This is a genomic window from Streptomyces sp. NPDC014870 (assembly GCF_043081505.1).
GTDB lineage: Bacteria > Actinomycetota > Actinomycetes > Streptomycetales > Streptomycetaceae > Streptomyces.
In genome coordinates this window covers 21040-46434 of record NZ_JBIBWQ010000012.1, presented here as the reverse complement: position 1 = coordinate 46434, position 25395 = coordinate 21040, and the positions used below count along the sequence as shown (strand labels likewise).

Sequence of the window (25395 nt, the reverse complement as noted above, 5' to 3'; positions counted from 1 at the left end):
ATCGCAATCACCATCTAGGGTGCTTAGATCGGTAATCTGCTAGCGCTTCGAATGCCTTCTTGGCTCGGTCGTAATCAGAACCGAATGCGCCCGCTTCAAGCAGAGGCCAGGACGAGTTAATCTCTCCCGCGATCTCTCCCGCCAGCCCAAATTCATCATGCCCCCAGTTGGAATCCAGCAAGAACTCCCCCGACCAAGGGGAGGCGAGGGATGCGGGCTCAGAATCCATTGCGATTAGCGAGGCCAGGAACTCGAAGCGATTACAGGCTTCCAGGTAGGCGGTGTCGTCAGGCTCGATAGCTCGAAACGGCTCCCGCAACTCTTCACGGAGGTAGTGACTTTGCGGGTAGATATATCGAGCACCGGACTCCGAGTGACAAATATTGTTCAGAGGCTCCGCAGCGACCACTCGGAGTGGATTCAGGTAATAGGCGGGCACCTGGCGTCGCTGACTATTGAAAGGAGGCTTGAATGACGGCTTTGTGAGGATGAGGCCAAGCAACCGATCGCGACGCCCGAGAACGGCCGCGATCCCCATCGACCAAGCTGCGAGTAGTGCCGGATACAGACGCAAGTGCTCCAGCGCGTCATTGAATGCCTGGAGATTATTGTCGCGGATCCTGCTAAGCCGCTCGATGACCCGAACCCAGATGTTATCGTGAGCCCCATCGTCGTGAAAAACACCAGCGGCAAGCATGTGAAGAAGCAGATCACTGTCAGCCCGATAACCCTTTAGATTACTGGCGAATACTGGACCGCCGAGCGGGCGCTCTTTCAAACTCGAGCTTTCAATCACACCTGACACTGCATTATCGATCAAATCGAAGACTTCGATTCTGCGCACAGGGTCAGGCAAGGCTCGCTTCAGTTGCGCTACGGAATTTTGGCGATGGATGAGATCCGGGGATTCGATTGGCGGCGACTCCACAGTCACAGCTGGAACCAGCGACAGATCGACCGCGCTCTCAGTCTTGGTCGAGGTTTCCGGAGGCGAGTCTTCAGCAAACGGCGACCTGGCAACCACGACCTGATACTCAACGGATGCCCACATCTGCGGGCTCTGCATCTTATTCTTCGCCCTAACATGGCTGTAGACGTAGTCATAGAGCTCCCCGACCGAAATCTTTCCGTCTCGGTCAAGGTCCGCTTCTCCTGACGCTAGGCCCTCGATGATGGCGCCAGTGAAATGCGATTGCTCCGGATCAAGCTCACTAAGACTGTCACCCTCCCAGGCATATTCAGTCCGATTTGTCGCCGTCAGCACAACGCGACCATGTCCAGCCAACTCATCATTGACGTGAATAGATGAGTCCCCCTTCGCTCCCTGAAGGAAAGCTCCGCTATAGCAACAGTCGAGCAGCACGACTATCGACTTAGCTCGGCAGCGACTCATCTGAGAATGGAGAAAGGCTGCAGAAATTGCGGTAGAGGCAAGTAGATCGCGATCAGTATCCTGTGTGGCGAAGTACAGTTCCCCATGATCGGCCTTGAGTCCGTGGGACGAAATATGCAGAAGGAGTAGATCCTCTCTCCCTTTTCCGCGAAAGAAGGACTCGATCGCACGCGTGACCTGATGTTGCTGCTGGTCAACCGACGTTGCCACGTCGAAGTCGCCAATTTTTGGATCTGTTAGAACTGCGGCCAATCCTTCGACATCACGAGCCGGCGAGCGCAGCTGCTGAAGACCTTCATTGCTGAAAGTGCTCGCAGCTATGAGAAGGGCGAAACGTCCCCCCAGCATTCAGACCTCACCTCTTGCTTGAGCGTTCGAAAATCAGGCTGATGCATCGTTCTGGGGTGACACCCCGTGGGAGGCGATGAAGGAATCGATCAGGCGTCGTTGATCGGCGGAGGACAGAGCCTCCACCTCAATGCTGTCCTCGCCGATCGTAACGATCGCAGTCCGAACGGGACGGTTCTCAATCCACACCTTGATCACGTCCAGGACTTTAGGGAGAAGCGAGAGTCCCACCGTAAGCACCACCGCCCCTACCGTCAGGGCTCCAGCTACTTTGGTGCCATCAGGTGCAACTGCTTGGCGAGCAAGTTCGGCTCGCTCTACCTCGAATTCCAGTAGATGCTCCCGCAGCTCAAGCGTGAGAGCTTCGAGCTCCTCCTGATCGCTGTCGGCAGCGCCTTCAAGCTGAACCCAGATTTCGTGCGTCGAGGTGCGATCCACGGCCTTACCCCTCATCCATCTTCCCGAGACATCAACACCCTACTGCGGCAGGGGGCTTGCCGACGGGCAAAGCGATGACACTAGGTGCGGCAGGGGGTGTGTGACGTCGGTGGGTCCCCAACGCACCTTGCCCAAGCTGCTTCAGCGCCTGCTTCCTGGCCATGCGGAGGCCCTACACCGAGGCCGGCGGAAGGCGCTCGCCACCTCCGCCTCACCAGGTGGCACGTTGCCTTCCGCGAGTTCATGAAGGCATCGGACTGATGTCTCAGGCATGCGGCTTGAGGGGCGTGGGGAGGCTCGCCGGCGAGGCAACTGTGTCGAGGCCAGGAGGAACTGTGCTGGAGGATCGTGCCGCCTTGGAGCACGAGGAACAGATCGTCTGGACCGAGGACGTGGGTGACTTCGACTACGTCCGCCAGACCGTGGCTCGCTTGTCCACGACCCGGCAGAAGCCGGTGGGGTGGAACGGGGCGGGCAGGAGGGTGGGCTACTCCGTGCTCAAGTCGGATGCGCCGAGCGGAGACACCGGCAGGTTCGTCCGCCGGGTGTTCTGGGTGAAGGCCTACGACCGATCCGAGCAGCCCGACGGCACGTACAAGACGTCCGCGCCCAGTGAGGCCGTCGACCCGCGGACGGTCGCGCCAGGAGTCCTGGGCGAGCTGACCGAGCGTGCTTGGGGTGGTCCGCTGCCCGACTGAATAGGCATCCGGGGTCGGCCACCACGACGGCGGCTGCCGGTGCAGTCGAGAAGAGACCACGGCCGCGCGCGGTGGTCTCTTCTGCGTTGCGTGCTGAGTCCCGATCTGAGACACGGTGAGTCGCGATGGTCGTCTCGTGGACACCCCCTCTGACCTGCACTGAGACGCGTTGAGTCGCTTGAGTCGCGATATTTCAGAAACTAGTTGGCACATGCTCTACCAGCACCCCGGAAGCAGGCCCTCCGGTGAATGCGCGGGGAAGACTGCCAGAGCCCCCATCGGGAAGCGCTGAAGTGGCAGGTCAGCGGCCCGGGGGCGCCGCTTCGGCCAAGTCCCTTCTAAGCACTTGGTCACAGGGTCGAGGCTACACACGCGGGATGTCAGGTCGTGCTGGTACACCATGGGGCATGACTGCTCCCATGGCTCCCGAGTCCCACGTAGCGTTCGCCGACCTGGCTTCCGCCGATCTTGTGGTTGACCGGCTCTATGCTGGTGGGACGAAGGGCAACAGTGGCGATGACCCAGTTTCCAAGTTGATAAAGGGCGTTGGTAACCAGGGCGGCTTCCGGTACGCCGGCTCGCCAGCCAAGGGCACGGTACGCCTGGTGGTGCTGTACACCAGCGGCGACGACGTGGACTGGCCCGATCACCTTGATGTGCAGACGGGTACCTTCACCTACTACGGAGACAACAAGCGGCCAGGGCAGGAGCTGCACGAGACTCCGCGGTCGGGCAACGCCCTAATGCGGGATGCCTTCAAGGCATCCCACGGAGCCCCCGCCGAGCGGGCTACGGTGCCGCCCTTCTTCCTGTTCGAGAAGGCGGGTACATCAGGACGGTCGGTCAGGTTCCGCGGCCTGTTGGCCCCCGGAGGGCCGGCCGTGACCTCGGACGAAGAGCTGGCTGCAATCTGGCGGGCGACCGGGGACAAGCGGTTCCAGAACTACCGTTCCTTCTTCACGGTCCTCGACCACAACCTGATCTCTCGTAGCTGGATTCAGCAGCTCCTCGAAGGACGGGGGGCGTTGGGTGGTGACTGTCCGGATGTGTGGCGGACCTGGGTCGAAAGCCGGGTGTACCGGCCCTTGTTGGCCCCTTCCACCACCGTCATCCGCTCCAAAGCGAACCAGCTTCCGGACGACCCCACTGGCCGCGCCATGCTGGAAGAGATCCGCGAGTACTTCCGGGGCCATGAGCACGACTTTGAGGCATGTGCAGTGGCGATCTGGCGGCTCATCGCCCCGAGTACGGGAGCAGTCGACCTAACCCGTCCGAGCCGGGATGGCGGACGGGACGCAGTAGGGACCTACGTGTTGGGCCCCGTGGCGAATCCCATCGCGATCGACTTCGCCCTTGAAGCCAAGTGCTACTCAGCCGACAGCTCAGTTGGAGTACGAGAGGTCTCCAGGCTGATCTCTCGCATCCGGCACCGGAACTTCGGGGTCTTGGTCACGACCTCGTTTTTCAACAAGCAGGTCCAAGACGAAGTCCACGAAGACGGCCACCCGATCGCACTGGTCTGCGGACGAGACATCATCGACGCACTGCGGCAGCACGGGCGAACGACCGCGGACTCCGTGTGCGAGTGGCTCAAGCAGAGCTTCCCTCAGCCGTAGCTGATCGACGGCCGATCAAGCGCTGATGCCAGACTTCGGCGTGTGACGATACAAGAGGGTCTGCCCTTCCCCCCGGAGGTTGCACAGGCGGCCGGCATGCAGGAGTCGCGAGCCTTGGCAGCCATGCACTCACGCCGCAACACGTTCCGCACCTGGGACACCCCGCGCGAGCCCATGGGCAGAGTGCCGCGCGAGTGGCGGCTACAGCCTGACCTCAAGCAGCACGTTCCTGCTGACCTTGCCCCGTTCGTGAAGTGGTTTGACGAGCAGCCGCAGGCACGTGAACGCTTCCGGTGGGCCCTCCGCGACTCCCTCGACGAGCTGCTCGATGGCCAGAGGACGGGACGCTGGGCGTACCAGCACCTGACAAAGACTGAGAAGACCTATCTTGGTACGGCCGTCGAGGTGAACCTCACCAAGGAGTTCGCCATCGACAACGGTGCAGACCTCGACTGGTCCATTGCCGGTCTCGACATCGACTGCAAGTTCTCCAAGGACCTCGGCGGCTGGGAGATCCCGATGGAGATGTATCTGTGCGCCGATCACGGTGAACGGAGCGGTCGTGCCAACCATGCTGCACTCGTGACCTGGATGAACGACGACACGAGCCAGTGGGCCGCGGGCATAGTGCGGATCACGGACGAGCGCCTGCGCTGGAAGAAGCAGCGGGATGCCAACGGCGGCCTCGTCCGTGCGTACAACCGGGATAACAAGCGCAAGCTCTCCGACAGCGCCAGGTCCGAGGTGTACTGGCTGTGGGGTGGGCTTCAGATGGATCTGCCGACCAACCTCCTGCGCCATCTGGATCCAGAGACCCGCCAGCGGATCCTCACCGCATCACTGCCCGGTCGGGCCTCATCGGGTCAGCAGCGGCTCAACCAGCTATTTTACGAGGTACAGGACAGGATCGTCGGCCGACAGACCGTGCTGACCGTCGGCCAGCAGGACGACTCGCCGAAGCGAGCCCGGGATACACGGAAGCCTTTGCGCGGGAAGGGCATCGTCGTGCTGGGCCACCAAGGATCACACCCGCACGTTGCCCGCGCGCTTGGTTTGCCGGCACCAGTCAAGGGCGAGTGGATCTCCACCCGTCTCGTCCCTGTCTCGTCTGACGATCCGCGACCGAAATTCTCGCTAGACGGCCAGTTCTGGGCGCGTGCTCGTGAGAGTGAGCTGTTGGATCCGGAACCCCACCCAGCGCCTGATCTTCCCGACGGCCAAGAGAGCACTTGGAAGCACCGCTCTAGCTTTGAAGGCACCTTGTAGGTGCCCAAGGCGTCGGCGACATGGTGGACCATGGGACTCGCGCGTACGCGACGTTCAAGGCGGTCGGCTTGAACGCTGAGCGGTGGTCGCTGACGGCAATATGTGACGGCAACGTCGATGTACCTGAACCGCCACGGGTGGCTCGTTGTGCTTGATGCAGTGCCTGCTTTTGCGAATGGCAGGAGGCCGGCATCGTGGCTGGACGAACTTACAAAGCAGATGTCGGCGGTTCGAAACCGTCCGCGCCCACCAGCACGAAGGCCCCTCGCCGATCATGGCGAGGGGCCTTTGACGTCTGTCCCACTCGGCGAGCACCGGCCGGTCATGTTCGCTGAGGAGCTGTACTGCTCGTTCCGTGCTTCCGCGTGCGCTTGAGTCGGAGCTTGAGGAGTCTGGCATGCCGGCCCGCCGGATGCGCCTTGTCTCCCACACGGCAGGTGGCGCACGCCGCTGCGGAGGAGGGCCAGCGCTATCTCGGACGCCTTGTCGGCACCGGGCAACAGCGATTCCAGCACATGCCGTGGGCCCCCCTCGTCTGGATCCTTTGGTACAGCAGCCAGGCACCGCAACCCCAGCAAGCGCCCGCGTCCAATAGCGCCTTCCGGGGCTCGGTAGCGGCTGCTGCGGCCATCGTTGACCGATCCGGCCCGGGCTAGGGTTCAGAAGGTTCCTGAACCTGCCGCCAGGGTGGAGGCCAAGGAGCCTCGTGCACGGGACCCATCTCAGCTATCTGCAGGCTCCGTCGAGCATGCTGGTAGAACTCGTTCCGTGCGGCCCGGTACTCACTGAAGGCCAGAGTCCAAGATGCAGGGTTGCCGGCCAACTGGCCACGTGCGAGCCACTCAAGGTGCCAGACGCACCTGTTGAGCCTTTGTACCGCCTCAGCGGTCTGCGCGTTCGTCAGGATGCTCAGGCTTTCGACCGTGGCCGCCCGCCGGCCTTCGGCATTCGCGGCATGTTCCAACTCCGCCTCGGTCGGCTCAAGAGGTGCCGGGTGGTTGGTGAGTCCACGGTGGGCGGCAAGCCGTTGGTAGCGCGAAGCGCACTCCTTCACCGCGTACCCGTAGTCGCTGTAAGCCTGCAGGAGCTGAGAGTCCCAGCGGACTTCCTGCTGCCTGCGCCAACGGCTGCGTTCGGAAAGTGCCCCAACCGCATAAGACATCAGGCCACCCACTACTACACCCAGTAGTGCCGGTAGTTGCTCAAACATCCCGCCCATACGCCCCCCAGCTCTGAGACATCTGAGGGCTTATACCCACGCCGGAAGCGACCAACATGGACGATGCGGCCACGGTGGCTCCAGCCCGGGGGGAGAGAGACAGCAGCGAGGATGCTTCGCCGCCCGACGCCAGGCCTACAAAGCAGATGTCGGCGGTTCGAAACCGTCCGCGCCCACCAGTGCAGAGGCCCCCAGCCGATCATGGCTGGGGGCCTTTGACAGTAGAGGTCGACGGCCGGGATGGGGCCGGTCGGGTCGTGGGGGAGTGTGGTCGACCGATCGAGTGGCGGTGGATCGCCTGCTCGGACGGACTCACGGGCTGTGCGACAGTGATCAACAATTCAGCACGCCGGGGGATCGCCGGCCAAGGTGATCGTTAATGAGCTTGATGTCCCTCTTGTCTTTTTCTCGATTGGATCTTGTCTTCCACTCCAGGACTTCAGAGAGGGGACAGAAGGGAATCCCTTGCACGAGCTGCGCGGATTCGATCAACTCATCGGTGTCATGTGCGCCGGGGAGCCAGCGGTCGAAGATCTCGATGTCGCCGCCGAACAGCACCACCATCAAGCCGTGACCTGAGGGTGGCACCTTCGCTTCGGCGTTCCGCAGCGCGATCTTCCAGGCGTCTCCCCGTGCCACGACGTCAAGGTCGCTCACGTCGTGTCTGAGGCCGTGCGCGAGCAGCGGGCCGCTCCCGGCCACTACGTAGTCGGCCGGTGGCAGGTGCAGATCCAGCAGTTCCCGAACGAAAGGGTGCTGCCTGAGCTCCAAAGACCCTCCTAGAGGACAGGTAGCCCCACTGCTGCGCGTGCAGCCACGCTCATGACCATTGCTGCGATGACGCTCGCCAGCGTACCGATGAGGAAGTACTTCGACGCGTGGTTGACGTGGTCCACCGGAGCGCGCGCCAACGCCTTGGCCGCCAGTACCAGGGCCGCGGCCTCAGGCTGACCTGCGGCGAGAAAGGCGAACAGCAGGCCGCGTTCGACGAGGCCGATGGTTCTGCCGCCGCTTCGGATCAGCGTCAACGCCGACTCTCTGTTCGGGCCGTCCGGCAGGCTGTAGACCTCCTCCACCACGGGGTCGGTCACGGCCTTGACCAGAGCACCCCCACCGAAGACGGCGATGAGCATGGCCGACAACATCACGGCGACCGTGTCATTCCGCAGCAGCTCAGAGCCGACCTGAGAGGCGGTGGACCAGGCGGTCCATGCGCCCCAGAGCACCCCGGCCGTCACGGCTGCGGCGCCAATCCGCTTGGTGGTACTCGTGGTCCCCGAGATCAGTGAAGTTGTGATGGAGAAGCCAAGAGACGGCGTGGATGTCGACCGGAGAAGCAGGGTGAATCCCAGCGCCAGGAGCGCCGCGGAGAGCAGAGCACCCCAGGACTTCACTCCGTCGAGATAGGGACCAACGATGTAGCCGCCGTAGGCGAGTGTGAACGCAACGGCTGCTCCAGGCCGCGCTGTGAACCACTTGCGCTCCCAGGACACGACCAGCGGCGCTGCCAGCCCGAAGAAGACTCGTGCTGCCTCCAAGGCTCCCCCAACTCCCCTTGCTGTCAAGCATGTTCGGCTCGACGTCAGATCCTAGCCGCCAGCGACAGTTCGCCACCCCCAGTGATGGTGCGGGCGGGCAGCAACGGACCTCGCAGTGCGCTTGGCGTCCTGGCGGCAGTCTCCGAGGGCAACGTCGGCGCACCAGATGTCGGCGGTTCCAAACCGTCCGCGACCGCCAGCACGAAGGCCCCGCGCCGATCACGGCGGGGGGTTTTGCATAAGGTGAGCCATGGCTAGCAACAAGTACGGTGCTCTGTGCGCAGCCGAGTTGTGCGCGACCTACGTGCCGCCCGGCGGCGGCATCCTGGTTCGCGGCGAGAACGGCTGGCTCACCTACTGCCCCGACGATGACCCGGCTCTCGGCCCGCGCAGGTACTCGGCAGATCCTGATGTAAGCGACCACGAACCGATGGTCGCCTTCCTTCATGCGCGCCTCGACGAGGAGGAGGACACCGCCGGAGCCGCGGGGGTCACGCACTGGCGGCACTGGCCGGCCCGTAGTCGGAGAGTTGTCGATGATCACGGCGAGCTGGTTGTCGCCTGTTCATTGCGGGATGTTGCCGAGCAGATCGCTACGTGGGGGCCGATGTCCGCCGTGGCGAACATCGAAGCTCGCCGTATGGTGCTTGACCTGTATGAGCAAGCCGCAGTCGGCCCTGCGCGCGCCGCTCATCGCGAGGCGGTTCGAGCGTTGGTGATGGCCTATCGCGATCACGTGGACTATGACACCGCTTGGACCTTGCGGAATCGGGCGGGTGGGTGACGGCCGCGCCGAACCTATCGTGGCGGGGGGCCTTCGTTCGTGCCTGACATCACCACAAGCCCGGGTTGCAACGGCAGTTGCCTGGTGGTCGCATGGAAGAGGTAGAGCATGTACACGCCCACGTCTTGGCGTGTTCGGCCTGATCTGCACAGGCGATCCCCCTTTTAGTGCGGCTGCACGCGCTCGTTTCGGGTGCCGTGGCCTGCCGGGACGGGTTCGGAAATGGAATTCTTTCCGATAGCAGCGATTATCATCGCAACCTTCCTTCTTTTGATAGGGATCGTGGGGCGCGGCGCAAGCATGGGGTCGTCCCAGTTCCACATCACCTTGGAAGGCAGTATCGGTCGGCTCCCTCGGGTTGCCATCCTGGTGGTCAGCATCGTGACGTACATGCTGGCCATCTTCGGTTTCGTCTATGTGGCGGAATCGAAGTCAGGCTCAGGTTCGGAATCGTCCCCGACTACTGTTGTGACCACGGTCGATAATCCGAATTCTGTCATAGAAGTGAATGTTGTCAGCTCTCTTCCGGACGGGGCCACCGCGGAGTACGACGAGATCACGATTGCCGGGGTTGGTCCCCTCGTCCTCGAAATGGACGAGAGTAATCGGGATGCCGAGGGTCTCTTCGAGTTGAACTCGGCGATTTCCGGGATTGAAGCCGACTATGTCGTCAAGGTTGTCGTTACGCAACCGGACGGAACGGAGGAGGAGTATCACGGGAAGGGGACCGTGCTGGTGGAGGACAATCTTTCGTACACGGTCATTATTGACGAGAACAACATAGCCACGCTTGAGTAGTTCATTCGGCGCGACGTCGGGTGTTCCGTGGGTCGGGCTTCGTGTACGGCAACCTAGTGGCCACGGCCTGCGGCTGGGGAGTTCCTCTGGTTCGACCTCGATGTCGAGGCTGCGGACGACGCGACGCTGCAGCCGCACCTGCCGCTGTATCTGCTGGAGGACGCTCCTGCGGGAAGCGTGGAGGAGCGGTTCGTGGCGGTGCTCGGTGAGGGTATGGCCGCCATCGCCTGGCATGGGGTGTGGCCCGACGAGCGCGAGTCGGAGCAGTATCCGTCGGCGAAGTACGACGGGGTTCAGGTCGTTTTTCACGGAGGCGATGCTCAGTGGGGCGACTGGACCGCGCATCACACCGTCTTCGTCCACGTGGACAAGTTCGGGGACCTGGCCCGGGCCCAGAAGCTTGCCGCGTGCATCGGGGGCCAGGTCCTGGGTGAGGCGCAGGTCGGGTGGTGACGGGCCGCCGGTCAGTGGGTGGGTGAGAGGAAGTGCTCGACAGCCGCGGCGAATTGGGTTGGGGCGTCGTGGTGGACTACGTGGCCGGCGCTCAGTTCCACCAGGTGGGCTCCGGCCTTGTGGCGGGTGATCATTTCTCTCGCGTGGGCGGCATCCAGTTCGTCGCTGCGGGTGCCGCGGATCAGGAGCGTGGGGCAGGTCACCGACGTCCAGTCCTGCCAGTGGTCGCCGCACAGGGCCTTCTGGGACCTCACCGTGTCCTCCTTGTCGAACGAGAATCCCCAGCCGGTCTCCGACTGGCGGAAGGAGCACGCCAGGTAGGGGGCCGCCGCGCCCAGGGCCGTCACCAGGTCTCGGTGCGAGCCGGCGTGGTGGGGCAGGCGGTGGGTGAAGGACCAGTCGCAGTCCACCACCGCGCCGATGTCCTCGACGATCAGTGCGCTCACCCGATCCGGCTGCCGGGCGGCGTACTGGTACGCGTTGACCCCGCCCAGTGAGTGGCCCAGGAGCGGCACCGGGCCGATGTCCAGATGGTGGTGGAAGGCTGCGATGTCAGAGACGTAGTCGTTCCGCTCGTAGCTCTCGGCGCGGTCGGACTCGCCGTGCCCGCGTTGGTCGAGTGCTATCACCCGCCAGCGCGGCGCCAACGCCTCGGCCAGGGGCGAGAACGCGGACGCCTCGTTGTAGTGGCCGTGCAGGGCCAGGAGCGGTGTGCCCGGGCCGCCGAAGTCCAGATACGACAGGTTGCGTCCGTTGGAGAAGAAGGAGTTGCGCATGGCCGGATGCTATGCGGCCGGCGGCGGTTGACTGGGTGGGGTGCCTGACGGTGTACTCCGGGCATGGTTGACGTGGGGGATGCGCCTGATGCCGAGGTCGACGCCGGCGAGATGACGCCGCAGCGGTATGTCGACAGCAGGTTGACGCAGTATCAGGAGTGGTACGACCTCAAGGCCACCAAGATGAAGGCCATGCACCTGCGCATGCGCACCCTGGCCGTCGTCGGTGGTGCGCTCGTGCCCGTGCTCGTCAATCTCGATCTCGGGTTCGCCAAGGTCACCGCCACCGTGCTGAGCCTCGTCGTCGTCGCCTCCGTGTCGTTGGAGAGCGTGTACCGGTACCGCGAGCAGTGGAAGAACTACCGGTCCACCGAGCAGCTCCTCGGGCACGAGCGCGTGTACTTCGCCGCCCGCGTCGGGCCGTACCAGGGGCTGAACGAGCGGGAGTGCTTCACCCTTCTTGTCGCCCGCGTCGAGAAGGCCATCGCCGCTGAGAACTCCGCGACCCTCAACGTGATGACCCTCGGCGGGCAGGTCAACGCCGATGTGCAGCAGAGCGGTGCAGTGCCTGGGGCTCGGTCGGCCGGTCAGAGCTAGGCGTCGAAGTCGTACTCCAGGACGTAGGACGCCGAGTCCAGTGTCATTTCGTTCAGTTCCACCGCTGCCCCCCTGTCCGTGAACGCCGTACGGGCGATCAGGATGACCGGCGTCCCGAACTCCAGCGCGAGCCGCTCCGACTCGTCCGCCGTCGGCATGCGGCAGCGGATCTCCTCGCGGAAGTGGACCGGCTGGTGGCCGAGTTCGGCCAGCCGGGCGTACGTGCCGCCCGGGCCCGTGTCCGGGGTCGCGATCGGGGTGTCCTGGGCGAGTGCGGCCGGGAGGTACGAGACCGAGAGCAGGACCGGCTTGTCGTCCAGGACGAAGCGGCGGCTGCGCACGCACACCGGCGCGCCGGCCGGCAGGCCCAGCGCCCCCGCCACGCGCGCGTCCGCCGTCGCCGCGCCGACATCGATCTGGTCCACGACCAGGGCACGGTCCTCGATGTCCGCCGACCAGACCGAGCGGCCCGTGCCCCAGTGGTCCTGCGCGAGCCGGGGGATGCCCCGCCGGCGCAGCGGGCGGAACGTGCGGACGAAGACCCCGGCGCCCTTGCGGGCCTCCGCAAGGCCCTCGTTGCGCAGGACCGAGAGCGCCTGGCGGGCCGTCATCCGTGCCACCTCGTACGTCGTCATCAGATCGTTCTCACCGGGGAGCCGGTCGCCGGGGGCGAAGGCGCCTGACTGGATGGCGGTTCTCAACTCGTCGGCGATCCGCTGGTACTTGGGCCGACGACCGCTGTCCTGGTCAGTCATGGGTGGACCACTCCCTTCGTCTGCGGGACACCCTACGGCGCACTCAGGCGAGGTGCCGCACGCGTCTGCGCCGACCTGTGCGAGTGATCCATCCATCGGGGGACATCTCTAGAGATACGTTGACAGGGGGGAGCCATCCGGCTTCTCTGGGTGTATCTCTAGAGATCTGGAAGAGAGATCTGGAATCTGGAGTTCCTTAGTCCCGGGACGGAGGGGTTCGTGCAACCCATCCCCGAGGTCGGCGACCTCGTACGTGACACGGCCACCGGGCTTGTCGGCTTCTACGTCGACAGCGTCGCCGGCCGCTATCTCATCCGGCCCGTCAGCGGCGGTCGCGAGTGGGATGCCGACCCCCGGGACGTCCAGCTCGCCACCCCGATGCGCGAGCTTCGGGCGCGTGCCGCCGAGATCAACGCCAGGAGTCGGCGCGGGCTGAGTTCGTAGGCATCGAGGTGGATTCGTAGGCCCCGGAAGCGTGTGACCGGCCGCTGTCAGTGGGGTGCGCGACACTGGAAGCATGTGCCGCAGCATCAAGACCCTCCGGCCTCCGGCCCTCCCCGAAGAGGCGACCGAGGACGACATCCACGCCGCCGCCCTGCAGTACGTCCGCAAGGTCTCCGGCTTCCATCGGCCCGCCGCGCACAACCGCGAGGTGTTCGATCAGGCCGTCGACGAGATCGCCGCCGCGACCGCCCGGCTCCTCGACGGACTCGAGGTGCGCGGGCTCAAGAAGCCGGAGCCGGTGCGGGAGCCGCAGCCGGACGCCGTATGACGTAGGCCGCCAACGCGCCCGCCAGGAACAGGGCGAGGACGGACACGCCGACGCCCACCCAGGTCGCGCCCAGCCACAGCCCGCCGAACCAGCCGAGCGCCACGCTGTAGCTCGCCCACGCCACGCCCGCGAGGGCCGACCACGGCAGGAAGTCCACGATCCGGCGTTTCGCCGCGCCCGCGCCCAGGGACACCACGGAACGGCCCGCCGGAGCGAAGCGCGCGATCACCACCAACAGGCCGCCGCCGCGCGCCAGAGCGGTGCCGAGACGTTCCTGCGCGCGCGTCAGCCTGCGTGAGCGGGAGATCGCCCGGTCGAGACGGGCCCCGCCGCGCCACGCCAGCCGGTACGCGACGAAGTCGCCGAGCACCGAGGCCGTGGCCGCGACGAGGAGGAGCGGGACGACGGACGGCACGTCCGGGGAGGCCGCGGTGGCGGTCGCCGCCGCCGTCGCGGCCGTGATCACCAGGACCCCGCTCGGCAGCACCGGCAGGAAGACGTCGAGCAGTACCGACGTGGCCACCGCCGCGTAGATCCAGGGGCCCGCGGTCAGCGACCGCAGTGACCCGATGCTGTCGAGCACGTTCACAGCGCTAGAGCGTACGCGGCGGAGGGTGGCGGATACCGGCAGGGGCCGGAAATCCGCCCATGTACGGATCGCGTACGGCCTTCCGTGGACGGGTGTCGCGTGTACTCCGTGGGCGGAGCCCGAGGTGGCGTGCGTCCTCCGCGTACGGAGGGCGCACGCCAGCCGCCGTGCGGCTACGCCACCGCCGGCGCGCGCCGCTCCTCGCGGGCGCCGCCGAAGGCGCGGTCGAGGGAGAGGCCGCCCGGGCCGGTGAAGACCAGCAGCAGGAACGCCCAGCAGAAGAGGGCCGACCCCTCGCCGCTGTTCTCGAGCGGGAAGAGGCCCTCGGGCTGGTGGACCACGAAGTACGCGTACGCCATGGAGCCGGAGGCGACGAAGGCGGCGGAACGGGTGCCCAGGCCGACGAACACCAGGACGCCGGCGACCAGCTGGATCACCGCCGCGTACCAGCCCGGCCAGGTGCCGGCCGTGGCGGTGGGCCCGTCGCCGAGGACGCCGAAGAGCGTGGCGGCGCCGTGGCAGGCGAAGAGCAGGCCTATGACGGCGCGGAACAGGCCGAGCGCGTACGGCTGCGCCTGATTCAGCTGGTCGCTCAGGGGATTGCGGGAACTCATGGGGGACTCCTTCGGCCTCGTCGGTCCCTGGGGACGGGACGCGGGGGGACGGAACCGATGAGGTCGACAGGTTAGGCACCCCTCACTTGTACTTGCAACTTCAACATTCGCTTGTACGGTGAACTGTGGCCATGGTCACGCCGTGGTCACGCCGTGGTTGTGCCGCGTGCCGACCGGCCGCTCAACTTCCGTCGAGAACCCGCTCGTCGACCGTCGTCAGGCGTCCGTTCCCGCGTGCCTGGGCGAGGGTCAGTCGGGCCGAACGGGAGCGCAGGGTCAGCGTCATGAGCTGGTTGCCGAACCACGGACCCCCGGTCCGGCGCCAGCTGATCAGGGGGCGTCCCGCCCTGCCATGGCGGGCCAGCGCGCGCCCGAGTGCCCGGCCCGCCCGGCTCCAGCCGAAGCGGAAGCCCAGGCGCACCGAGCGCGGGATCGCGTTGTGCAGCGGCGAGCACGTCAGTTGCACCACCCGGGCCTCGGGTCGCGTCGCGACGGCCCCCTCCGCACCCTCCGCTCCCTCTACCCACTCCGGCTCGGCGACGTACGCGTGATGCACGTCCCCGGACAGGACGCACACCGTCGCCGGCGCGTCCGGGCCGCTCCCCGCCTCCGCGAGCAGCCGGGTCAGGGCCTCGAACGACGACGGGAACGCCGCCCAGTGCTCCAGGTCCGCCCGCTGCCGCAGATCCTCCGCGAACCGCGCCCACCGGCCCCCGGGGCCGCCGCGCTCGCCCCGGCACAGGGCCGCGTTCCAGGCCTCCGCGTCGTGGATCAGGGGCGGCATCAGCCAGGGCAGCGAGGTGCCGACGAGCAGGTGGTCGTACGAGCCCCGGTCCGCGAGCGCCTGTTCGCGCACCCAGGTCGCCTCGTCCGGGTCCAGCATCGCCCGCGCGCCCTCCGTCAGGAGGCGGGCCGCCCGGGTGTCGATCATCAGCAGCCTGGTCCGGCCGAGGTCCCTGCGGTAACTCCAGCGCACACAGGCCGGATCGGCGTCCGCCTCCGCCGCGAACCGCCGCAGCCGGTCCGTGCCGTCCGGTACGGAGCGGATCTCCGCGTACAGCGGGTCGGCGGCCAGTTCGGCGGGGGAGAGGTTGCCCAGGTGCTGGTACACCCAGTACGACATCAGCCCGCTCAGCACCCGCTCGCTCCACCAGTGGGTGGCCCGCATCCGGGTGAGCCACGCGGCGCTGGTGTTCCAGTCGTCGATGACGTCGTGGTCGTCGAAGATCATGCAGCTGGGCACGGTGGAGAGCAGCCAGCGGACTTCGGGGTCGCCCCAGGACTCGTCGTAGAGCCGGGTGTACTCCTCGTACTCCCCGACCTCCGAACCCGGCGGATCGCGCGGGTCCCGGCGGGCGGCCAGCCAGCGACGGGTGTCGGCCGAGGTCTCGTCCGCGTACACCTGGTCGCCCAACAGCACCAGCAGGTCCGGGCGTTCGGCCGCCGTCGGGTCGGCCGCGAGCTGGGTCGCGAGCGTGTCGAGGGCGTCCGGGCCGACCGGGTCCCTGCCCTTGGCCGGTTTCGCCGCCCAGCGGCACGAGCCGAACGCCACCTTGACCTCCGAGGGGTCCGGGGTGCGGATGGTGCTCGGGGGGAAGCGGGAGTCCGCCGGCGGCCAGACCGTGCGGCCGTCGAGCCGTACCTCGTACTCCGTCGTGGTGCCGGGAGTCAGACCCGTCACCGGTATCAGGGCGTAGTGGTGACCCGCTATCTGGAAGGTGCGGGTGGAGCCTCCGGCGTGGCCGCCCGAGCCGTGTCCGGTGCCTCCGCCGGCGCCGTCGTCGGCTCCGGTGCGCGCAGTGGCGCGGACCTCCGCCGTGCACGGGCGGTCGGTCTCGACCCAGATCGTCGCGGAGTCGCCCGTGACCCCGTCGACGTACCGCAGCAGTGGTCCGAGTCTCAGTCCGGCCGCCATCGTTCTTCCCATCCCCCTCTGTCGTTCCAGCCCGTACCGTACGGAACGACAGAGGGGTGGCGGAAGCGATCCCGGCAGCCGTCTCGGCCGGTGTTCAGCAGCCGTTCAGGACGGACTGGAGGGCGCTCTTCTCGGCGGAGTCGACGCTGAGGCCCCAGTAGTACTTCGTGTGCACCCACGCGCGGACGTACGTGCAGCGGTACGAGGTGCGCGAGGGCAGCCACTCGGCCGGGTCCTGGTCGCCCTTGGACTGGTTGACGTTGTCCGTGACCGCGATGAGCTGCGGGCGGGTCAGGTCGTTCGCGAACTGCTGGCGCTTGGCGGTGGTCCAGGAGCTCGCGCCCGAGCGCCAGGCCTCGGCGAGCGGCACCATGTGGTCGATGTCGAGGTCGGAGGCTACCGTCCAGGTCGCGCCGTCGTACTCGGAGAACCAACTGCCGCTGACGGCCGCGCAGCTGGAGTCCTGGACGACGCCCGAGCCGTCGCGCTTGAGAACGACCTCGCGCGTGTTGCAGGCGCCGGACTGGGTGATCCAGTGCGGGAAGAGGTCCCGGCTGTAGCCGGAGGAGGAACCTTCCGCCTTGACCGTGAGCGAGGCGAGGTACGTACGGGCGGTGGCCGCGCTGACGGGCGTGGGCATGGCCGCCTGGGCGGTCGGCGCGGTGGCGAGGAGACCGGTGACGGAGAGGGCGGCGGTGGCGGCCAGAACAGTGGCGCGGCGGGCTATTCGACGCGCGTAGACGGAGGCGTTGGGGGTGCTCGGAGCGGTGGCGGCGGGCATGCGAACTCCCTGGGAGGTGGGGGTGGAGGTGGGGTGGGTCGTGGACGTGGGGGTGCGTTGTCGGCCGGTGGCTGTGCGGGCGGGTGCCCGGCGCCCGGTCATCGTGGCGGCGCCAGGTTTCGGTGGGGGGTGCGCCAGGTAACAGGGTGGCGACATGGGCACGTCACATCAAGGGGTGTGACGGAACGACAGTTCCGTTTTCTGGCCCTAGGGTTGGCCTGTGCTTCTGGAAGTGAACGTCACCTTTGCGGTGGTTCTCGCCGTTCTGCTGCTCGTGGCCGCGGGCGTCGTCGCGTTCGCCCAACTCGGCCGCGCCCGCGACTCCCTGGTCGCCGGCGGTCGGGCGGCCGTCCAGCTGATCGCCGTGTCGCTCGTGATCGGCTGGGTCATGCGGTATCTGCCGCTGCTTCTGTGCTTCCTGGTGGTGATGTACGGGGTCGCCGTCTGGACCGCGGGACGGCGCGTCGTCCCCGGCGCCGGGCGCGGCCGGTGGTGGGCCGCGGTGCCGATCGCGGCGGGCGTCTGGCCGGTCGTCGGGGTGCTGCTGGTCACCGGGCTCGTGCCGGTGCGGGGCGTGGCACTCATCCCGGTCACCGGCATCCTCATCGGCGGCGCCCTGACCGCGACCGTCCTGGGCGGGCGCCGGGCGCTGGACGAGCTGGAGACGCGGTGGGGCGAGGTGGAGGCGGGGCTCGCGCTGGGCCTGCCCGAACGGGAGGCGCGCCTCGAAGTGGCGCGCAAGTCCGCGTCGGACGCGCTGCTGCCGGGGCTCGACCAGACCCGGACGGTGGGTCTCGTGACGCTGCCGGGCGCGTTCGTGGGGATGCTGCTCGGCGGGGCCTCGCCGTGGGAGGCGGGCGCGGTGCAGCTGTTCGTGCTGGTGGCGCTGATGGTGGTGCAGGCCGTGGCCGTGGCGGTCGTGCTGGAGCTGGTGGCCCGGGGGGCCTTCGTGCGCGAGCGGGAGGGGGAGGGGGAAGGTGGTACGGGGGCGGGTCCCAGGGCCGGGGCTGGGGGGCGGTGACGGTGCGGGGGTTGCGCCTGACCCGCCTGCTGCGACTGGCCCGCCTACTGCTTGTCCTGCCTGACGCCGCTGTCCTGCCTACTGGGCCTGCCCCGCCTGCCCCGCCTACTGCGCGAACGTCAGGCGGATGCCTTCGTCGGTGGCCTCGACCATGATCTCCGTGAGGTCCATGACGTGGACGTCCGGGGCGAAGGCCGCCGCCCTCGCGCCCACGCCCACCACGCGCATGCCCGCCGCGCGGCCCGCCTGGATGCCGGCCTCGGAGTCCTCGAAGACCACGCAGTCCGCCGGGTCGAAGCCCAGTTCCGCCGCGCCCTTGAGGAAGCCCTCCGGGTCCGGCTTGCTCGCGCCGACGCGCTCCGCGGTCACCCGGGTCGTCGGCATCCGCAGCCCCGCCGCGCCCATCCGGGCCTGGGTGAGGGCCTCGTCCGCCGAGGTCACGAGGGCGTGCGGGAGGGCGTCGATGGCGGTCATGAAGGCCGGGGCGCCGGGGACGGGCACCACGCCGTCGAGGTCCGCCGTCTCCTCGGCGAGCATCACCCGGTTGTCCGCGTAGTTCTGCTCCATGGGGCGGTCCGGCAGGAGGGCGGCCATCGTGGCGTACCCCTGGCGGCCGTGGACGACCTTGAGCGCCTCGTCCGGGTCAAGGCCGTGCCGCTCCGCCCAGCGCCGCCAGCAGCGCTCGACGACGGCGTCCGAGTTGACGAGGGTGCCGTCCATGTCGAGGAGGAGGGCCTTGGTCGTGAGCGCGGGCATCAGGGGTTCTCCAGAGGGGTGGGAGGAGAGCAGAGCGGTCCCGCCCGCCGGTCAGGGGGTGCGGGCGGGGCCACTTTGTTCCTCGACGATACAAAACGAGGGGCCCTCTCCGCCAATCCGTCCCGCATCGCGGGACCGAGGTCCGTCTCCCGGCCGCCTCAGCCCGTCGTCTGCGCCTCCAGCGCGCGCCGCGTCTCCGGGCCGTACACGCCCTCCTCGTCCTCCTCGATGTACTGGTACGACTGGAACCACTCCACCGCGCGCCGCACCTGCCGGGAGTACCTGCCGTCGATGTTGCCGTCGTAGGCGTACACCTGCGTGAGCCGCCGCTGCAGCTCCTCGACCTCGGGGCCCGTGTCCCCGTAGCGCAGGGTCGGGCCCGGTGCGTCCTCGGTGGGCGTACGGGTCGGGGTGGGCGCCGACGTCGTCCGGTTGGCCGAAGGCGTCGCCGGTCCGGTCGGCGTGGTGGTGGCCGTGGCGGTGGCCTCCGGCGTCCGGGTGGAGGCGGACGGCGAGGCGGAGGGGGACGCCGAACGCGAGGCCGAGGCCGTCGGGGACGGCGGCGGCGAGGACGAGGGGGAGGACGGGGCCTCCGACACGACGACGTTCTCCGAAGCGCTCGTCGTGGGGGTCGGCACGGCTGCCCGGTCGTCCGGGCCGTCGTCGCCGAGCAGCCCCGTCGCTACCGCGGCCGTGGCGACCACGGCGACCGCGACCGCCGCCGCCAGCGCCACGAGCGCGCCGCGCCGCCGGGTGGCCGGGCGCTCGGGCTCGTAGACCTCGTCGTCGTACGGGTCCGTGTCGAGCAGGTCCGTTTTGTGCTGATCGGGGGCGTACGGCGCTGGAGCGTATGGTTCCGGGGTGTGCGGCTCCGGGCGGTACGGCGCCGGGGCGTGGGCGTCGGTGATGCCCGGCAGGAGCAGGGGCATGGTCGCGGTCGGGTCCTGCTCCGCCGCCGGTACTGGTGCGGGTACCGCCGTCGGCGGCCCGGGCGCCGGCGCGTCCCCGGGCGTGCCAGGCTCGCTCCCCGGCGCGTCCCCGGGCGTACCACCCTCGCTCCCCGGCGCGTCCGGTGCCGTGTCCGGCTCCCCGGTGGCGTCCAGGGTCACGTACGGGCGGATGCGCAGTGGATCGAAGTCCTCGGCCGCCGCCACCTCCGCCCGGTAGCAGGCGCAGCCCGGTCTCTGTCCACCGCATTCAGGACATGGGTGTCCGGTCATGGTGGGTCCCCTCCCCAGTTCAACTGGCAGCGATTATGCAGCCCGCCCGCTCGAACGACGGGAACAGCTGTGCCCTTCCGCAGGCCATAACGTGACATTCCGCTCAGGATGGTGAGGAACGCAGAGGGCCGGAGGGGGCCGGAGAGGGACGGAAGCGAGGAGATGCGATGGTCCAGGACGAACGCGCGGCGGACCTCGGCGGTGGCGGCGGCCCGGTGCCGGGGGAGGGCGGGAGTCACCGCTCGGTGATGGTGGCGATCGGGGCCCTGCTGCTCGGCATGCTGCTCGCCGCGCTCGACCAGACCATCGTCTCCACCGCCCTCCCGACGATCGTCAGCGACCTCGGCGGCATGGAGCACCTCTCCTGGGTGGTCACCGCCTACATGCTCGCGTCGACCGCGGCGACCCCGCTCTGGGGCAAGCTCGGCGACCAGTACGGTCGCAAGAAGCTCTTCCAGGCCGCCATCGTCATCTTCCTCATCGGCTCCGCGCTCTGCGGCATCGCGCAGAACATGCCGCAGCTCATCGGCTTCCGCGCCCTCCAGGGCCTCGGCGGCGGCGGGCTCATCGTGCTGTCCATGGCGATCGTGGGCGACCTCGTCTCACCCCGGGAACGCGGAAAGTACCAGGGGCTCTTCGGCGCCGTCTTCGGCGCCACCAGTGTCCTCGGGCCGCTGCTCGGCGGGCTGTTCACCGAACACCTCTCCTGGCGCTGGGTCTTCTACATCAACCTGCCCATCGGCGTCGTCGCCCTCTTCGTGATCGCCGCCGTCCTGCACATCCCGGTGCGCGGCACCCGGCACCGCATCGACTACCTCGGTACGTTCCTCATCGCCTCGGTCGCCACCTGCCTGGTCCTCGTGGCCTCCCTCGGCGGCACGACCTGGGACTGGGGCTCCCCGCAGATCATCGGGCTCGCCGTCCTCGGAGCCGTGCTCCTCGTGTGGTTCGTGTACGTGGAGGGGCGCGCGGCCGAGCCCGTGCTGCCGCTGAAGCTCTTCCGGATCCGGACGTTCAGCCTCGTCTCGGTCATCAGCTTCATCGTGGGCTTCGCGATGTTCGGCGCGATGACCTATCTGCCGACCTTCCTCCAGGTCGTCCAGGGCGTCACACCGACCGCGTCCGGTGTGCACATGCTGCCCATGGTCCTCGGCATGCTCATCACCTCCACCGCCTCCGGCCAGATCGTCTCGCGCACCGGGCGCTGGAAGGTGTTCCCGATCGCCGGCACCGGCATCACGGCCCTCGGTCTGCTGTTGCTCAACGAGATGACGGAGACCAGCTCCACCTGGGAGATGAGCGTCTACTTCTTCGTCTTCGGCGCGGGCCTCGGCCTCGTCATGCAGGTCCTCGTCCTCGTCGTGCAGAACGCCGTCTCGTACGAGGACCTGGGCGTCGCCACCTCCGGCGCGACCTTCTTCCGGTCCATCGGCGCCTCCTTCGGCGTCGCCGTCTTCGGCACGATCTTCACCAACCGACTCCGCGTCAAACTCGACGACGTCCTCGCCGGTCAGTCACTCCCGCCGGGGACGGGACCCGAGCAGATCGCCGCCGACCCGCGCGGCATCTCCGCACTCCCGCCCGATCTGCAGCAGCCGGTCGTGCACGCCTACGCGACCTCCATCACCGACGTCTTCCTCTACGCCGCGCCGGTCGTGCTCATCGGTTTCGTCGTCGCCTGGTTCCTCAAGGAGGACAAGCTGCGCGGCTCCGTCACCGCGCCCGACACCAGCCAGACGCTGGCCTCCAACCCCGTGGAGCGCTCCTCGTACGACGAGTGCGCGCGGGCCCTGTCCGTGCTCGGCTCGCGCGAGGGCCGCAAGGCGATCTACGAGAAGATCACCGCCCGGGCGGGGCTCGATCTGCTGCCGGCCGCGAGCTGGCTCGTGCTGCGGATCCGTCGCCACGGCACCGTGGAACCGGCCCGGCTCGCCGAGACCACGCCCGTACCGCTGCGGGCTGTCACGGAGGCGGCCCGCCAGGTCGAGGAGCGCCATCTGGCGCGCAGGGAGGGGCTGCAGCTGATCCTCACGGAGGAGGGGGTCGCGACCGCGACCCGGCTGGCGAAGGCGCGCGAGGAGTCGCTCGCCGAGCTGCTCGGCGACTGGTGGGGCCCGGAGCGGCCCACGGACCTGGTGCGGTTGGTGGAGGAGCTGACGGCCGAGCTGAGCGGCTCGGACGCGGAGCGGCCGCACACACCGGAACCGCCCCGCGACCACCACGCGTGAGCCCTCCGGCGCGCGTGCCTACAGCTCCTTGCCGTACCAGATGTCCATGTAAGGCCCCTCGCAGTACGCCGGGATCTCCCCGTACCCGTGGCGGCTGTACAGAGCGCGCGCCTCGACCAGGTCGAGCCGGGTGTTGAGGACCATCCGCCGCGCCCCCAGGTCACGCGCGGCATCCTCCAGACGGCCGAGGAGGGTCCCCGCGCCGCCCGTACCGCGGAACGCGTGGCGCAGGAACACCCGGGTCAGCTCGGCGCGTTCGGCGTCGAGGAGCAGCACGCCGCCGCACGCGGCGGGCTCGCCCCCGTACCGGCCCACGAGGAACTGGCCCGTCGGCGGCGTCAGCAGCTCCACGCCGTCGCCCGCAAGGCCCTCGTCGACCTCCGCCTCGGTGGCGGGCCGCTGCCAGTAGCGGCTCGCCACGTCGTCGTAGTAGGCGCGGCGCAGCGCCGTCGCCTCGGCGGTGTGGACGTCCTCGGGAGAGAACGACCAGCCGCTCACTTCGGGGAGGCCTGCTGGACGACCTCGAACGACCAGAGGGTCGACCCGGTCGCCGCAGGCTTGGGCCGCTCCCCGCCCGCCCCGCCCGCCGCCCCGCCCGCCGAACCCTCGGCGCCGCCGCCCCCGTGCGCGGCCTTCATCGAACCGTTCATCCAGTTCTGGAAGTCCTCCTCGCTGCGCCAGCGGGTGTACACCAGGTACTGGTCGGTGCCCTCCACGGGCCGCAGCAGCTCGAACCACTCGAAGCCGTCGGAGCCCTCCACCGCGCCCGCGCGCGAGGCGAACCGCTGCTCGAGGACCTCACGCTGCTCGGCCGGGACGGTCAGCACATTGATCTTCACGATGCTCATGCACAGCAGGATATGACCGGCCCGGACGAGCCGCGTCACGGGAGCGGGAGCAGGTACGGGTACGGAAGCAGGTAGGGGTACGGGTACGGGAGCGGGTGCGGTCCGTCAGGCCACGACCCGGGCCAACAGGAGCCCGTCGTAGCCCTTCACACCGACCGTCTGGAACGCGGTCGCGTCCAGGCGGGGTTCGCGGGAGACCAGTTCGAACATCGCGCGGGTGCCCGTGATCGCCGGTTCCGTCGACTCCGCGTCCACGACCGCGCCGCCGCGCCCGACGTTGTCGACGACGATGACCGTGCCGGGACGGGAGAGGCGCAGGGCCCACTCCACGTAGTGCGGGTTGTTCACCTTGTCGGCGTCGATGAAGACGAAGTCGAACGGGCCCGCGCCCTCGGTCTCCAGCTGGGGCAGGCTGTCCAGGGCCGCGCCCGTCCGGACCTCGACGATCTTGTCGAGTCCGGCCCGGGCGATGTTGGCGCGGGCCACGTCCGCGTGGGCCGGGTTGTACTCCAGGGAGACCATCCGGCCGTCCGCCGGCAGCGCACGGGCCATCCAGATGGTGCTGTAGCCGCCGAGCGTGCCGATCTCCAGGACCGAGCGCGCGCCCGCCATGGCGACGAGCAGGTTGAGCAGCTTGCCCTGGTTGGGGGCGACGGCGATCTCCGGCAGGCCGGCGGCCGTCGAGTCGGTGAGCGCGGCGGCGAGCGCCTCGTCGGCGGGGGCGAGCAGATCCGTGAAGTAGCGGTCCACGGTGGACCATTGATCCTGAGTCATACGGCCGAACGTACCTCAGTCCGGGCCCGCTCCCGGGTACGGCGGACCATGACGACCACTCCGGCCGCCGCGAGCAGGGTGCCCGAGACCGTCAGGATCCAGACCGGGATCCCGTCGCCGACGGTGAGCAGCCGGTCGGTGTACACGACCTCCCGGTACGGGGTGTCGGCGACCGCCCGCAGTTCGTGGTCGCCGTCGATCCGGGACGGCTCGGGGAACTCCTGGTCGAGGGCGGTCAGAAAGACAGGCCGGCCGCCGGTGAGCGCGGCGAGCGAGGCGTCCTCCGTCCCCTCGATCCCGCCCGCGAACGTCACCTCGGGGCGCGAGCCGCCGATGTCGTCCCGCGGTTCCATGCGGTGGTCGGCGAGCACGTACAGACCGAGGGACTGCGGGTTCTGGGCGAGCCGGGAGAGCCGCATGGGGTAGACGAGTTCGGTGCTGGCGAAAGTGATCCGGAGCGGGGTCAGGTCGCCGCGCAGCGCGGGGCCGGAACTGGTGCCCGAGTCGGTGGCCGACCCTTCCGGGGCGAGGCGTACGGCGACGTACTCCCACTTCCGCTCGACGTACGGGGTGAGTTCGGCGGCCAGCCGGTCGGAGAGCTCGAAGCCGTTCTTCTCCAGCCAGCCGCTCAGCGCCTTCGGGTCCGTGGCCGTCAGCCGTGCCACGTCGAAGGGGCCGAGCCGCTCACGCCCGACGACACCGACGTCCGCCGCGCCCGGCAGGGGCGCTCCGGCCGACGCGCCGTCCGTGGTGCTGAGGTCGAAGGGCCAGTCGCGGCTGCGCGGCCAGAAGTAGTGGCGTGTGCGGTACTCGGGCCCTGTGAGGTCCTCCAGCGTGTCGAAGAGCTCCGGGTCGCCGAGCGTCACGTCCGCGCGGGCGGGCACGGGCATGATCCAGGCGGCGCGCTCGGCGTCGCCGCGCACGGTGAAGCGCATGACGATCTGCTCCGTACGGCCGTCCCAGCGCACCGCCGAGGTCTCCCGGTCGACGCCGATCCGCTGGTTCCGGTCCGGGATCATCGCCCCGCAGCCGCACGCGTACGCCGGCGCGATCAGCGAGCCGAGCTGGAGCCCGAGCAGCGCGACGATCATGGCCAGAATTCTGTGTGTCCTTCGTGTCCCCCGCATGCCGGGTCAGACGTGGTGGGGGAGGCTCCGGTTCCGGCGGAGGGCGGCAGGCTGAGGCGGAGGGCGAGGGC

Annotated in this window: 27 protein-coding genes; 11 read left to right on the top strand and 16 right to left on the bottom strand. The window is 68.2% G+C overall.

The window, feature by feature from the left end; translation table 11 throughout:
* Positions 1-7 precede the first annotated feature (7 nt).
* Together ACF09C_RS30435 and ACF09C_RS30430 are read right to left on the bottom strand one after the other, a co-directional pair.
* Entirely contained in the window at positions 8-1741 is a 1734-nt protein-coding gene (locus ACF09C_RS30435; protein ID WP_392096147.1) for a caspase domain-containing protein, read from the bottom strand.
* Between the two features lie 33 nt (positions 1742-1774).
* Positions 1775-2179: a hypothetical protein gene (locus ACF09C_RS30430; protein ID WP_392096146.1), complete on the bottom strand. Its 405-nt coding sequence runs from the start codon at positions 2177-2179 to the stop codon at positions 1775-1777.
* A 335-nt stretch (positions 2180-2514) separates the two neighbouring features.
* Between ACF09C_RS30430 and ACF09C_RS30425 the strand changes: the two genes are divergently transcribed.
* From ACF09C_RS30425 to ACF09C_RS30415, 3 genes are all read left to right on the top strand, one after another.
* Positions 2515-2877 (top strand): DUF6009 family protein, encoded by a 363-nt coding sequence (locus ACF09C_RS30425; RefSeq protein ID WP_392096144.1) that lies wholly within the window; start codon positions 2515-2517, stop codon positions 2875-2877.
* A gap of 407 nt (positions 2878-3284) precedes the next feature.
* Positions 3285-4493 carry a restriction endonuclease gene (locus tag ACF09C_RS30420; protein WP_392096143.1) on the top strand — a complete coding sequence of 403 codons (1209 nt, stop codon included), beginning with the start codon at positions 3285-3287 and terminating at the stop codon, positions 4491-4493.
* 42 nt (positions 4494-4535) lie between these two features.
* Positions 4536-5759, top strand: a complete 1224-nt coding sequence (locus ACF09C_RS30415; protein WP_392096141.1) for a NaeI family type II restriction endonuclease — start codon at positions 4536-4538, stop codon at positions 5757-5759.
* A 1552-nt stretch (positions 5760-7311) separates the two neighbouring features.
* On the opposite strand, the gene ACF09C_RS30410 is transcribed toward ACF09C_RS30415, so the two are convergent.
* Both ACF09C_RS30410 and ACF09C_RS30405 read right to left on the bottom strand, forming a co-directional pair.
* Positions 7312-7749, bottom strand: a complete 438-nt coding sequence (locus ACF09C_RS30410; protein WP_392096139.1) for a hypothetical protein — start codon at positions 7747-7749, stop codon at positions 7312-7314.
* A gap of 8 nt (positions 7750-7757) precedes the next feature.
* Positions 7758-8516 (bottom strand): hypothetical protein, encoded by a 759-nt coding sequence (locus ACF09C_RS30405; protein WP_392096137.1) that lies wholly within the window; start codon positions 8514-8516, stop codon positions 7758-7760.
* Between the two features lie 250 nt (positions 8517-8766).
* Between ACF09C_RS30405 and ACF09C_RS30400 the strand changes: the two genes are divergently transcribed.
* The 3 genes from ACF09C_RS30400 to ACF09C_RS30390 all read left to right on the top strand — a co-directional run bounded on the left by ACF09C_RS30400 (position 8767) and on the right by ACF09C_RS30390 (position 10551).
* Positions 8767-9300 (top strand): DUF6221 family protein, encoded by a 534-nt coding sequence (locus tag ACF09C_RS30400; RefSeq protein ID WP_392096135.1) that lies wholly within the window; start codon positions 8767-8769, stop codon positions 9298-9300.
* A 222-nt stretch (positions 9301-9522) separates the two neighbouring features.
* On the top strand, positions 9523-10098 hold the full coding sequence (locus tag ACF09C_RS30395) for a hypothetical protein (RefSeq protein ID WP_392096134.1): 576 nt from the start codon (positions 9523-9525) through the stop codon (positions 10096-10098).
* A gap of 192 nt (positions 10099-10290) precedes the next feature.
* A complete protein-coding gene (locus ACF09C_RS30390; RefSeq protein ID WP_392096132.1) occupies positions 10291-10551 on the top strand; it encodes a hypothetical protein in 261 nt (86 codons plus the stop codon).
* A gap of 11 nt (positions 10552-10562) precedes the next feature.
* On the opposite strand, the gene ACF09C_RS30385 is transcribed toward ACF09C_RS30390, so the two are convergent.
* Complete coding sequence (locus tag ACF09C_RS30385; protein WP_392096130.1) at positions 10563-11327, bottom strand: alpha/beta fold hydrolase; 765 nt, start codon at positions 11325-11327, stop codon at positions 10563-10565.
* 63 nt (positions 11328-11390) lie between these two features.
* Here ACF09C_RS30385 and ACF09C_RS30380 point away from each other — a divergent pair, with 63 nt between their 5' ends.
* Positions 11391-11924 (top strand): DUF4231 domain-containing protein, encoded by a 534-nt coding sequence (locus ACF09C_RS30380; protein ID WP_392096129.1) that lies wholly within the window; start codon positions 11391-11393, stop codon positions 11922-11924.
* On the opposite strand, the gene ACF09C_RS30375 is transcribed toward ACF09C_RS30380, so the two are convergent.
* A complete protein-coding gene (locus tag ACF09C_RS30375; RefSeq protein WP_392096127.1) occupies positions 11921-12679 on the bottom strand; it encodes a GntR family transcriptional regulator in 759 nt (252 codons plus the stop codon). The two genes, ACF09C_RS30380 and ACF09C_RS30375, sit on opposite strands and share 4 nt — an antisense overlap.
* 219 nt (positions 12680-12898) lie before the next feature.
* On the opposite strand from ACF09C_RS30375, the gene ACF09C_RS30370 reads away from it, so the two are divergent.
* Both ACF09C_RS30370 and ACF09C_RS30365 read left to right on the top strand, forming a co-directional pair.
* Positions 12899-13123 (top strand): hypothetical protein, encoded by a 225-nt coding sequence (locus ACF09C_RS30370; protein ID WP_392096125.1) that lies wholly within the window; start codon positions 12899-12901, stop codon positions 13121-13123.
* 73 nt (positions 13124-13196) lie between these two features.
* On the top strand, positions 13197-13451 hold the full coding sequence (locus tag ACF09C_RS30365; RefSeq protein ID WP_362422477.1) for a DUF2277 domain-containing protein: 255 nt from the start codon (positions 13197-13199) through the stop codon (positions 13449-13451).
* Here the strand turns inward: ACF09C_RS30365 and ACF09C_RS30360 are convergent.
* From ACF09C_RS30360 to ACF09C_RS30345, 4 genes are all read right to left on the bottom strand, one after another.
* Positions 13405-14034, bottom strand: a complete 630-nt coding sequence (locus ACF09C_RS30360; protein ID WP_362422561.1) for a VTT domain-containing protein — start codon at positions 14032-14034, stop codon at positions 13405-13407. The two genes, ACF09C_RS30365 and ACF09C_RS30360, sit on opposite strands and share 47 nt — an antisense overlap.
* A 179-nt stretch (positions 14035-14213) precedes the next feature.
* Positions 14214-14654 carry a DoxX family protein gene (locus tag ACF09C_RS30355; protein ID WP_392096124.1) on the bottom strand — a complete coding sequence of 147 codons (441 nt, stop codon included), beginning with the start codon at positions 14652-14654 and terminating at the stop codon, positions 14214-14216.
* Between the two features lie 181 nt (positions 14655-14835).
* Positions 14836-16569, bottom strand: coding sequence for an alkaline phosphatase D family protein (locus ACF09C_RS30350; RefSeq protein ID WP_392096122.1), 1734 nt, complete (start codon positions 16567-16569; stop codon positions 14836-14838).
* A 94-nt stretch (positions 16570-16663) separates the two neighbouring features.
* The gene (locus tag ACF09C_RS30345) at positions 16664-17350 is read right to left on the bottom strand and encodes an HNH endonuclease family protein (protein WP_392096120.1); all 687 of its coding nucleotides are present in this window, start codon (positions 17348-17350) and stop codon (positions 16664-16666) included.
* Between the two features lie 220 nt (positions 17351-17570).
* On the opposite strand from ACF09C_RS30345, the gene ACF09C_RS30340 reads away from it, so the two are divergent.
* On the top strand, positions 17571-18371 hold the full coding sequence (locus ACF09C_RS30340; protein WP_392096118.1) for an ABC transporter permease: 801 nt from the start codon (positions 17571-17573) through the stop codon (positions 18369-18371).
* A gap of 105 nt (positions 18372-18476) precedes the next feature.
* Here the strand turns inward: ACF09C_RS30340 and ACF09C_RS30335 are convergent, their stop codons facing one another.
* Both ACF09C_RS30335 and ACF09C_RS30330 read right to left on the bottom strand, forming a co-directional pair.
* Positions 18477-19127, bottom strand: coding sequence for an HAD-IA family hydrolase (locus ACF09C_RS30335; RefSeq protein ID WP_392096116.1), 651 nt, complete (start codon positions 19125-19127; stop codon positions 18477-18479).
* A gap of 158 nt (positions 19128-19285) precedes the next feature.
* Positions 19286-20347 carry a peptidoglycan-binding protein gene (locus ACF09C_RS30330; protein WP_392096114.1) on the bottom strand — a complete coding sequence of 354 codons (1062 nt, stop codon included), beginning with the start codon at positions 20345-20347 and terminating at the stop codon, positions 19286-19288.
* Between the two features lie 167 nt (positions 20348-20514).
* On the opposite strand from ACF09C_RS30330, the gene ACF09C_RS30325 reads away from it, so the two are divergent.
* A complete protein-coding gene (locus ACF09C_RS30325) occupies positions 20515-22575 on the top strand; it encodes a DHA2 family efflux MFS transporter permease subunit (protein WP_392096113.1) in 2061 nt (686 codons plus the stop codon).
* An 18-nt stretch (positions 22576-22593) separates the two neighbouring features.
* On the opposite strand, the gene ACF09C_RS30320 is transcribed toward ACF09C_RS30325, so the two are convergent.
* The 4 genes from ACF09C_RS30320 to ACF09C_RS30305 all read right to left on the bottom strand — a co-directional run bounded on the left by ACF09C_RS30320 (position 22594) and on the right by ACF09C_RS30305 (position 25288).
* Positions 22594-23073: a GNAT family N-acetyltransferase gene (locus ACF09C_RS30320; RefSeq protein ID WP_392096111.1), complete on the bottom strand. Its 480-nt coding sequence runs from the start codon at positions 23071-23073 to the stop codon at positions 22594-22596.
* Positions 23070-23423, bottom strand: coding sequence for an antibiotic biosynthesis monooxygenase family protein (locus ACF09C_RS30315; RefSeq protein ID WP_392096109.1), 354 nt, complete (start codon positions 23421-23423; stop codon positions 23070-23072). Before ACF09C_RS30315 ends, ACF09C_RS30320 begins: the two co-directional genes overlap by 4 nt.
* Before the next feature lie 105 nt (positions 23424-23528).
* The gene (locus ACF09C_RS30310) at positions 23529-24197 is read right to left on the bottom strand and encodes an O-methyltransferase (protein ID WP_392096108.1); all 669 of its coding nucleotides are present in this window, start codon (positions 24195-24197) and stop codon (positions 23529-23531) included.
* Positions 24194-25288 (bottom strand): DUF2330 domain-containing protein, encoded by a 1095-nt coding sequence (locus ACF09C_RS30305; protein WP_392096107.1) that lies wholly within the window; start codon positions 25286-25288, stop codon positions 24194-24196. The genes ACF09C_RS30310 and ACF09C_RS30305 overlap by 4 nt, the downstream gene beginning before the upstream one ends.
* Positions 25289-25395: the final 107 nt, after the last annotated feature.

Bases quoted from the DNA above. Each gene is read 5' to 3' on its own strand.
- ACF09C_RS30435 (WP_392096147.1), bottom strand. From the start codon at position 1,741: ATGCTGGGGGGACGTTTCGCCCTTCTCATAGCTGCGAGCACTTTCAGC.
- ACF09C_RS30420 (WP_392096143.1), top strand. From the start codon at position 3,285: ATGACTGCTCCCATGGCTCCCGAGTCCCACGTAGCGTTCGCCGACCTG.
- ACF09C_RS30400 (WP_392096135.1), top strand. From the start codon at position 8,767: ATGGCTAGCAACAAGTACGGTGCTCTGTGCGCAGCCGAGTTGTGCGCG.
- ACF09C_RS30395 (WP_392096134.1), top strand. From the start codon at position 9,523: ATGGAATTCTTTCCGATAGCAGCGATTATCATCGCAACCTTCCTTCTT.
- ACF09C_RS30385 (WP_392096130.1), bottom strand. From the start codon at position 11,327: ATGCGCAACTCCTTCTTCTCCAACGGACGCAACCTGTCGTATCTGGAC.
- ACF09C_RS30380 (WP_392096129.1), top strand. From the start codon at position 11,391: ATGGTTGACGTGGGGGATGCGCCTGATGCCGAGGTCGACGCCGGCGAG.
- ACF09C_RS30375 (WP_392096127.1), bottom strand. From the start codon at position 12,679: ATGACTGACCAGGACAGCGGTCGTCGGCCCAAGTACCAGCGGATCGCC.
- ACF09C_RS30365 (WP_362422477.1), top strand. From the start codon at position 13,197: ATGTGCCGCAGCATCAAGACCCTCCGGCCTCCGGCCCTCCCCGAAGAG.
- ACF09C_RS30355 (WP_392096124.1), bottom strand. From the start codon at position 14,654: ATGAGTTCCCGCAATCCCCTGAGCGACCAGCTGAATCAGGCGCAGCCG.
- ACF09C_RS30350 (WP_392096122.1), bottom strand. From the start codon at position 16,569: ATGGCGGCCGGACTGAGACTCGGACCACTGCTGCGGTACGTCGACGGG.
- ACF09C_RS30345 (WP_392096120.1), bottom strand. From the start codon at position 17,350: ATGCCCGCCGCCACCGCTCCGAGCACCCCCAACGCCTCCGTCTACGCG.
- ACF09C_RS30335 (WP_392096116.1), bottom strand. From the start codon at position 19,127: ATGCCCGCGCTCACGACCAAGGCCCTCCTCCTCGACATGGACGGCACC.
- ACF09C_RS30330 (WP_392096114.1), bottom strand. From the start codon at position 20,347: ATGACCGGACACCCATGTCCTGAATGCGGTGGACAGAGACCGGGCTGC.
- ACF09C_RS30325 (WP_392096113.1), top strand. From the start codon at position 20,515: ATGGTCCAGGACGAACGCGCGGCGGACCTCGGCGGTGGCGGCGGCCCG.
- ACF09C_RS30315 (WP_392096109.1), bottom strand. From the start codon at position 23,423: ATGAGCATCGTGAAGATCAATGTGCTGACCGTCCCGGCCGAGCAGCGT.
- ACF09C_RS30310 (WP_392096108.1), bottom strand. From the start codon at position 24,197: ATGACTCAGGATCAATGGTCCACCGTGGACCGCTACTTCACGGATCTG.
- ACF09C_RS30305 (WP_392096107.1), bottom strand. From the start codon at position 25,288: ATGATCGTCGCGCTGCTCGGGCTCCAGCTCGGCTCGCTGATCGCGCCG.